The sequence below is a fragment of the Paenibacillus sp. 598K genome (genome assembly GCF_003851045.1).
Lineage (GTDB): Bacteria > Bacillota > Bacilli > Paenibacillales > Paenibacillaceae > Paenibacillus_D.
The window spans coordinates 4,222-11,528 of the sequence record NZ_BFBX01000137.1 but is presented as its reverse complement, the minus strand read 5'-3'; the positions used below and the strand labels follow the sequence as shown (position 1 = coordinate 11,528).

Annotated in this window: 7 protein-coding genes; all 7 read left to right on the top strand. The window is 63.8% G+C overall.

From position 1 onward, the window contains the following. Nucleotides 1-2,082: S-layer homology domain-containing protein (locus PA598K_RS39120; protein ID WP_128660640.1), on the top strand; the 2,082-nt coding region annotated here is incomplete at its 5' end. 190 nt (nt 2,083-2,272) lie between these two features. Then, nucleotides 2,273-2,497 carry a hypothetical protein gene (locus PA598K_RS30980; RefSeq protein ID WP_128660639.1) on the top strand — a complete coding sequence of 75 codons (225 nt, stop codon included), beginning with the start codon at nt 2,273-2,275 and terminating at the stop codon, nt 2,495-2,497. Then, a complete protein-coding gene (locus PA598K_RS30975; RefSeq protein WP_128660638.1) occupies nt 2,484-3,116 on the top strand; it encodes a GNAT family N-acetyltransferase in 633 nt (210 codons plus the stop codon). The genes PA598K_RS30980 and PA598K_RS30975 overlap by 14 nt, the downstream gene beginning before the upstream one ends. A gap of 45 nt (nt 3,117-3,161) precedes the next feature. Then, nucleotides 3,162-4,217, top strand: coding sequence for an alpha/beta hydrolase family protein (locus tag PA598K_RS30970; RefSeq protein WP_128660637.1), 1,056 nt, complete (start codon nt 3,162-3,164; stop codon nt 4,215-4,217). Nucleotides 4,218-4,413: 196 nt separating this feature from the next. Beyond that, nucleotides 4,414-5,277, top strand: coding sequence for a fumarylacetoacetate hydrolase family protein (locus tag PA598K_RS30965; protein WP_128660636.1), 864 nt, complete (start codon nt 4,414-4,416; stop codon nt 5,275-5,277). Nucleotides 5,278-5,317: 40 nt separating this feature from the next. After that, nucleotides 5,318-6,391: a ring-opening amidohydrolase gene (locus PA598K_RS30960; protein ID WP_128660644.1), complete on the top strand. Its 1,074-nt coding sequence runs from the start codon at nt 5,318-5,320 to the stop codon at nt 6,389-6,391. Beyond that, nucleotides 6,391-7,307 (top strand): amidohydrolase family protein (locus PA598K_RS30955; RefSeq protein ID WP_128660643.1); only part of this gene is annotated, 917 nt, incomplete at its 3' end. The genes PA598K_RS30960 and PA598K_RS30955, both read left to right, overlap by 1 nt.

Sequence of the window (7,307 nt, the reverse complement as noted above, 5' to 3'; positions counted from 1 at the left end):
ATCTATGATGGCGCGGTCGTCACGACCGGTACGGATACGATGGAGGAGATCGCTTACTTCCTCGACCTGACAGTGCGCAGCGAAAAGCCGGTCGTCGTCACCGGGGCGATGCGCCCATGGGATGTCATCGGCACCGACGGCCCGGCCAACCTCTATCAGGCCATCAAGGTCGCAGCGAGCGGCAAGACCAAATGGTTCGGCACCGTCCTGATGCTGAACGATGTGATCCATGCCGCCCGCGAAGTGACCAAGGGCAACTCGCATCGGATGGACACCTTCAAGACGCCGATGTTCGGCGCACTTGGCTATGTCGACGATCCGGCTGTGCGTATCTACCGGCTTAATGCGCGGGCGCTCCGTGCGGGCAAGGCTGACTGGGCGACGCCGTTCGATCTGCGGACGATCAGCAAGGACAAGCTGCCGCTCGTCGAGATCGTCTACAACTACCAGGAGGCGACCGGCGGCGCGATCCGCGGTCTGGTGAAGGATGGCGCCAAGGGTATCGTCACGGCCGGCACCGGCGCCGGCGGCATCTCCTCGGGCCTCAGCGCGGCGCGTACAGAGGCGATCCGCGACCAGGGCGTCGTCTTCGTCTCGACGACGCGCACCGGCTCGGGCAGCGTGAGCGGCGGCAGCGGCAACATCATCCCGGGGGACAACCTTAATCCCCAGCATGCGCGCATCCTGCTGATGCTCTCGCTGGCATTCTCCGATGATGTGAATACGATCCGCGACTGGTTCGAGACGGTAGGGACGCAACAGGTCGCAGTGGGCGATTACAGCGCTCCGTTCTGGCACGCAGGAAGCCAGTTGCAGGCGACGAATGTGACGCAGACGAGTGTGTCGCTGGGCTGGCCGCAGGCGAGCGATCAAGTCGGTGTGACAGGGTATCGCATCTATCTCGGCGATGCGACTGAGCCACTGGCGACGCTGGCTGCGGATCAGATGACCTATGACGTCAGCGGACTGATGGCGGGGACGGCTTACGTCTTCACGGTCAAGGCGATCGACGAGGCGGGCAATGAGAGTGTCGGTCTGACCGTTCGTGCGACGACAACTGCGCCAAGCTCGTCCGGGCCATGGGTAGGCACGCCAGGGGGCGGCGCAACGTCTGGCGATACCAAGACATCGCTGGCAGCAGGCGCCGCAGGCGGCGTCAGTATGGGCGATCTGGCCAAGGTTAGCGTACCTGCCGGAGCGACCGATGCGCCGATGGAGCTGACGATCGCGCAGTTGACTGATCCATCAGGACTTATCGGTGCAGGGGATACGCTGGTCTCACCCGTGTTCGAGATTACGAAGACGACGTCCGGCGCCTTCCTCAAGCCAGTATCGCTTGCCTTCAAGTTCGACCCTTCGCTGATCGGCGAGGGCAAGGAGGCTTCGATCTTCTGGTACGACGAAGAGGCGAAGCGATGGGTAGAGGTGGGCGGTACGGTAGACGGCGATGTCGTCACTGCGACGGTCGACCACTTTACGAAATTCGCGGTGTTCGCCGTCGATGAGACGTCGACCGAAGAGCCAGGTGGAACGGAGCCAGAGGTGCCGGTCAAGCTGACCGACATTGCCGGTCACTGGGCAGAGGCAGCGATCCGCAAGGCCGCGGCCGCTGGTATCGTCAAAGGCTACGAAGACGATACCTTCCGTCCGGGCAATACAGTCACTCGTGCCGAGTTTGCCGTCATGCTGATGAATGCGACAGGCAAACAGGGGGCGGCTGCAACGCTCGACTTCGCGGACCGTGCGAGTATCCCGAGCTGGGCGGCATCGGCTGTCGCTGCTGCGGTAGATGCGGGCGTAGTCAGCGGCTATCCCGACGGCACCTTCCGTCCGAATGCGAATATTACCCGGATGGAGATGGCTGCGATGATCGCCGCCAGTCTGGAGTTGGATACGAGCTCGGGCAGCGCGACCTCGTTTGCCGACAATGCGGACATCCCGGCATGGGCGAAGGGCTCGATCAAGGCGGTCAGCGACGCAGGCATCGTCCAGGGACGTCCTGGCAACCTGTTCGCGCCGCGCGCCACGGCCACCCGTGCGGATTCGATCACGATGATTATGAATATGCTGGAAACACGCTAGACCTTGCAACTGCGCCCCGAGCCTTTTACCGGCTCGGGGCGTTTTGCGTTCGCTTTTTGTTACGTCGCTGACCGTTCCGGGTGTAAAAGCTTTGACATTAGGCCAGACCTAAGGTGTAAGCTAACATATTCGCGAAGCGAATGGGCAGGTCGGTCTCTATATCAAGGCGGAGGAGGCTGAGGCCGACCGGGTGATTCCGGCGAGCTTGACGATCTCCTGTGCGTTTGTGGCGGAGCGGGAGCAAGAGGTGGAGCGGCAGGTGGGACGGCTGGAGACTTATGTTGCTGAGCAAGGGTATACGCGGCTTGGCGACGCGGTGTTGATCGAGCGATCATACCTCTCGCTGTTCGGCGGCGGCGGGTCCACTATGAGCTGGTGCAGGCGGTGCAGGAGCGCGGCGTATGAGCAGGACTGAGCCGGCACTCGTATCGATGCAGCCTGAGTGGCGAGAGGCGGTCGGGAGACTGCTCGCCGAAGCCTTCCACGCCAAGCTTGGGCGGTTAACAGGGCTAGGCGTTGATCGGCTGGCACGGGCATTCTCTGTTGTTGAAGAAGGGACGGGAGAGCGACGCATCCTCATTCTTGTGGATGGCGGGTTGGCGGGCACGCTGCTGCTTCGGCGATATCCAGCGCGCGACAATCGGCTGCTTATCGCGGACGGCGGAATGGCATGGATGCGGCTGGCGCGCTCGATTGGTCTGTGGCAGGCGGCGGCGATGTCGCTCGCGCTGTCGCTGCTGAGCCATCGCCCGAGGGCGGGGGAGTGGTACATCGGCGACGTGGCGGTTAACGCAACGTATCGCGGACAGGGGATCGGCGCGCTGTTAATCGGCGAGGTGCAGCGACTGGCGGCGGCGGAGCGGGTGCGACTGACGCTTCATGTCGCTGCTGGCAATCCAGGAGCCAGGCGACTCTACGAGCGCCTCGGCTTTCGTGTCGCGCACACGTCGATCAGCCGTGTCAGTCGCTGGCTGCTCGGCGAGGAGCGCTGGCTGTATATGAGCTGGGCGGCTGAGGTTAAGGGGCGGGGCTGAGCGGATAGACCGCATTTATTATAATGGCGAAACAGGAGGGTGGGCATGGAACGGAAAATAATCTGGTCGCTTACAGCTGTCGTCATATTGACGGCCGCGCTTGCTGCATATGTGCTGGACCAACATAGCTACGCAATGATGGAGCGCAAGGTGCAGATCGAGACTGCTGAGGGCAAGTTGACGGGAATCCTCGCCTTGCCGGAGGGACGGGAGGGGCGCGTCGGTCTGGTGCTGTTCATCCATGGCGACGGGCCGATCGACGCCTCTCACGATGACGGCTACCGGCCGGTATGGGAACGGTTGGCGGCGCGGGGATATGCCTCTTTGTCGCTGGACAAGCGCGGCATCGGCGGCTCGGAGGGCGATTGGCTGGCGCAGACGATGGACGACCGCGTGGAGGAGGCGCGGCAGGCGTTGGCGTGGGCTCGACAGCAGCCTGAGATCGATCCGGATCGGATCGGAGTATGGGGAGCCAGTCAGGCGGGCTGGGTCATCCCGAAGCTGGCAGGGGCGGAACGTCTGGTGTTCAGCATCCTCGTCTCTCCGGCGATCAATTGGCTCACCCAGGGGCAGTATCATACGCGCAGCCACCTGGCCGGGCAAGGTGCGAGCGAGACGGAGATCGAGCAGCGGCTGCGGGATCAGGCGCAAGTCGTCGAGCTGCTAAGAGAGGGCGCATCCTATGAGACGTATGTGGCGAAGACGCCCGAGAGCGAGCCGATGTCGCGCGAGCGTTGGGCGTTCGTGCAGGCCAACTACAACTCCGATGCGACGGAAGACCTGGCTCATTTCGATACTCCGGTGCTGCTGTTGCTGGGCGAGGACGATATCCATGTGGACGTTCGGGAGACGGAGGCGGTTTATCGCGAGCGGGTCGCGCAGGATTTGTTGACGGTCGAACTGCTGCCGGATACGGAGCATTCGATGCTTCAGACGTCGGTTGCAGATTCGTGGTGGCGCGCTCTGGCGATTAGTCTATTCGCGCCCCGACGAATTACTGCAGCCGCCTATATCGAGCGTATCGATGCGTTTCTGACGATGCTGGAGCAGCGTGACGAACCTTTGGCGGCAGGTGCGCATCGGTCAGGTAGATTACGGTAGGGATGGGGACTATAGTCGGATGACGGCAGGAGGGTAACGTTCGCTATGCTAATACGCTCTACGAACAAACATAGCTGCTTGCCTTGGGCGCTGCGACTAATTTCGCGGCGCCTTTTTGGGCATGGCCGCACAATGATTCCGGCTGCCGGATCTCCTAGAATGGAAGCAAGGCATAAAGCAGAGGAGGAAGCGACGCATGAAACTGTTGACCGTGTCGCATCAGGGCCTGGAGCAGGCGGCTGTCCGTCTGCCTGAGGGCATCGTGACGATGGAAGCGATCAATGCGCGGAGCGGTACGGAATGGCCGACGGATACGCTGCGGCTCGTGGAGAGCGGTCGTCTGCAAGAGCTGACGCGCTGGCTGGCGGGACGGTCCGCCGCACAGCTCGGGGATTGGCCAACACTAGCCTCCGAGGAGGTCGTCTACGCGCCGCTCTATCGGTTGCCGCGCAAAATTTGGGGCGTCGGCTTTAACTACGTCGCGGACGAAGCGGAGCTGGCGGAGGTGGATCGCGCGGAGGAGCCGGTCGGGTTCATGAAGCCGGACACGAGCCTGATCGGCTATGGCGATACCGTGGTCATCCCGCCGCAGTCCGAGCGGGTCATCGCCGAGGCCGAGCTGGCTATCGTCATTGGCCGTCGGTGTCGCGATGTCTCGGAGGCCGAGGCTTCCGACTGTATCGCCGGCTATGCGGCGGCGTTCGACATCGGGGCAGACGATATCCATCGACGCAATCCCCGGTATTTGACGCGATCCAAGAGCTTTGACACGTTTTTCAGCCTGGGCCCCGAGCTGGTCACTCCTGAGGAGATCGCGGACCTGTCGCAGCTCGTCGTCGCCACCGTGTGCAATGACGAAGTGGTCGCCAGCAAGCGAGCGGGGTTGATGCGGTTTCAGCCGGCATGGATCGTCGCTTTTCATTCGCAAGTGATGACGCTGCTGCCCGGAGATATCTTGTTGACCGGCACGCCCGGCGCTGCCGTGATCCGGGCCGGGGATACGATTGCCTGCCGGATCGACGGCTTCACGCCGCTGGTCAATGTCGTAGGCGGCCCTTGACTCTGCAAATAAATCAACTAATCGAAAGGATGGATATATGATGCGTTACGAACTGCTGAAATTACCGATGGCTCACCCGGGGGATGTGAGCGAGCTGGAGAAGCGGCTCGCGGACGAAACGGTCCGCGCCGAGGAGATCAAGGGCATCATCGCTCAGACGGAGGGAGACGGCTACGCGCGCGGCTACAGCACGCTTGCCTTCCAGGTGCTGCTCTCGGAGCGTCTGGGCTGGACGCATGAGGAGGTGTTCGACCGGATCCCGATGATGATGATCGGCAAGACCGGCGGCCTGATGAGCCCGCATTATACGCTGTTTCTGCGCGGAGAAGATGCGTCTGTCAGCTCTGCCACAGAGGCAGCAGGCGGCGGCAAGCGCTTCGCCTTTGGCGTTGCCTCCAGCCGGAGGCTGCTGCCGGAGGAGATCGGCACGAGCGTGCAGGTCGATGTAGCGGCCGAGACGGTGCTCGCGGCTATCGCCGACAGCGGCATCCGCTCGCTGGAGGATGTGCACTGCGTCGAGATCAAGTGCCCATGGGGCGTCGGCGGCGCTCGCTCCAAGGCGGCCTCCGCGCTCGGCTCGGCCGTGGCGCTCGGCGAGCTGGAGCGCGAGCGGATCGACGAGACGGCGATCAATGGCGACCACAGCCTCTACTCGCTGCGGACGTCCGTCTCGGCGGGCGGCGAGCAGACGGCGGTGCGGGTCATCGTGATGGGCAACCGGGAGGGAGTGGACAGCTCGCTCGTCGTCGGCTCGGGCATGATGCGCGACAGCTTCGATCTGGCGGGACTGCATGAGGTGTTCAGCGGGATGGGGATCGACTCGCAGCCAGCGCTGCCGACGGATGCCCAAGGCCGCATCCGTCAGGTATTCGTCAATGCGGGGGCGGACGCGCGTCCGGACATCCGCGGCCAGCGCCATACGATGCATACGGACGCGCTCAGCATGCATAGCGGCATCCTCGCCAAGGCGGTGGCGCATGCCGTCGTCGGCGCTGTGGTCGGCGATGCGACGATCCTCTGCTCGGCCGGCTCGGAGCATCAAGGGCCGCAGGGGGCCAATCTGATCGCGGTCGTCGCCGAGGTCGAAGCCGAAGCTGCGGGAGGTGGGCGCTGATGACCACATCTTGGCGGATCAAGGGTCTGGTCAACGAGCACGCCCATCTGGACAAGGGGATGCTCGTCCCGAGCCTCGCGAGATACGTGGATGCGCCGGCGCCGGAGCGCGGCGGCTGGACACGCGAGCATAAGGCGCGTTTCACCAGACGGGATATCTACGAGCGGGCGGAGGCGGCGCTGCAGCTGATGCTCCAGTACGGGACGACCTATGTGCGGACGCATGTCGATGTCGACCCGCTGGTCGGGCTGCAGGGCGTCGAGGCGCTGCTGGAGCTGCAGGCGAGCTATGCCGATCGGGTCGTCATCGATCTGACGGCGTTCAGCCAGGAAGGCTTCGAGCGTTATCCCGAGACGGCAGAGCTGCTCGAGGAGGCGCTGACGATGGGACGGATCGGCATCGGCGGCCATACGCTGTGCGATGCAGACGGCGCGGCACATATCCGGCGCATCTATGAGCTGGCGGAGCGACGGGACGCGCCGTGGATCGAGTTCCATACCGACGAGAGCGGTCGGCCCGAGCATTTCCTCTTGCCTCGCCTAGCGGAGGAGGCGGCAGCTCGCGGACTCGGCTCGCGCGTCTATGCGATCCACTGCAACTCGCTGGCGGGCGTGGCGGAGGAGGCGGCGCAGCAGGCGATCGAGCAGGTCGCGGCAGCCGGTCTGCGCGTCATCGTCTGTCCGACGGCGATCGCGACGCGGGCGATCACGCGCACCAAGGCGCTGCTCGGCGCCGGAGTACGCGTGACGCTCGGCAGCGACAATATGAGCGATCTGTTCAACCCGCTCGGCAGCGGCAATATGCTTCAGTACGCGCAGTTGCTCGCGTATGTGCAGCGGTTCTACGAGCCGCAGGAGCAGCAGGCGCTGCTCGGCATGCTGACGGCCGAGCCGATCGACCCGGCGGCGGCGCAGCG

Coding starts and splice junctions, on each gene's coding strand:
- PA598K_RS30965 (WP_128660636.1), top strand. CDS start 4,414: ATGAAACTGTTGACCGTGTCGCATCAGGGCCTGGAGCAGGCGGCTGTC.
- PA598K_RS30970 (WP_128660637.1), top strand. CDS start 3,162: ATGGAACGGAAAATAATCTGGTCGCTTACAGCTGTCGTCATATTGACG.
- PA598K_RS30975 (WP_128660638.1), top strand. CDS start 2,484: ATGAGCAGGACTGAGCCGGCACTCGTATCGATGCAGCCTGAGTGGCGA.
- PA598K_RS30960 (WP_128660644.1), top strand. CDS start 5,318: ATGCGTTACGAACTGCTGAAATTACCGATGGCTCACCCGGGGGATGTG.